The following is a 972-nucleotide window of genomic DNA, read 5'->3' as shown; positions in this document are numbered from 1 at the left end:
GCACGGACGTGGGCCCGTACCGCAGCCCGGCCCCCAGCCCCGCCATCTGCCGGAGGGCCCGTCCTGGGAGGCGCTGCGTCACCACGGCGATGCCGAACTGGTCCCGGGGGGCGTCGATTTCGCCGTCAACGTGCGAGGAAACGGCCCGCCAGCGTGGCTGCGGGACCGGCTGGCCGACCGACTCGGCGACCTGGGCGGGTACCCCACACCCGACGACGTGGAGGCGGCCGTCGCCTCGGTCGCCGCCCGTCACGGGGTGGGTCGTGAGGCCGTCCTGTTGTTGGGTGGCGCCTCGGAGGGGTTCCATCTGCTCGCCGACCACGCCGCCCGCAGGGGCCTGCGCGCCGCGGTGGTCCACCCGTCGTTCACCGAGCCCGAGGTCGAGCTCCGGCGGGCCGGCGTGCAGGTCCACAGGGTGATCCTGTCGCCGCCGTACGGCCTCGACCCGGCTCTCGTGCCCGAGGAGGCCGACCTCGTCGTCGTCGGCAATCCCACCAACCCCACCTCGGTCCTCCACGCCAGCGCGACCGTCGCGGCGCTGTGCCGCCCGGGCCGGGTGACCGTGGTGGACGAGGCGTTCTGCGACATGGTGTCCGACGAGGCCGGGCACACCCTGGCCGGCGCCCGCCTCCCCGGGCTGGTGGTGCTGCGGTCGCTGACCAAGACGTGGGCGCTCGCCGGGCTGCGCATTGGTTACGCCGTGGGCGACCCGGGGGTGCTGGCCGACCTCGCCGCGGACCGGCCCCACTGGCCCCTCGGAACGCTGCAGCTCGAGGCGATCCGGGCGTGCCTGGGTCCGGAGGCGGAGGGCGAGCTGGAGGCCGCGCGCGGGCAGGTGATGGCCGAACGTCGGGCGATGGTGGCCGCTCTCGAGTCCGCAGGGATCAGGGTCGTGGTGCCCCCCGAGGCCCCGTTCGTCCTGGTACGCACCCCGGCCCGCGCGGATCCCGCCGCGTTCCGCGCGGGCCGGGG

Annotated in this window: 1 protein-coding gene; it reads left to right on the top strand. The window is 76.0% G+C overall.

All coding sequences use genetic code 11. The features are described from left to right. Positions 1-46: 46 nt before the first annotated feature. The coding region (gene cobC / locus IY392_RS16950; protein WP_194861864.1) for an Rv2231c family pyridoxal phosphate-dependent protein CobC at positions 47-972 on the top strand (926 nt) is incomplete at its 3' end.

This window comes from Dietzia sp. SYD-A1, assembly GCF_015356725.1.
Taxonomy (GTDB): Bacteria; Actinomycetota; Actinomycetes; order Mycobacteriales; family Mycobacteriaceae; genus Dietzia.
Note: the sequence above shows the minus strand (reverse complement) of the source record. Positions and strands in the feature narration are given on the sequence as shown.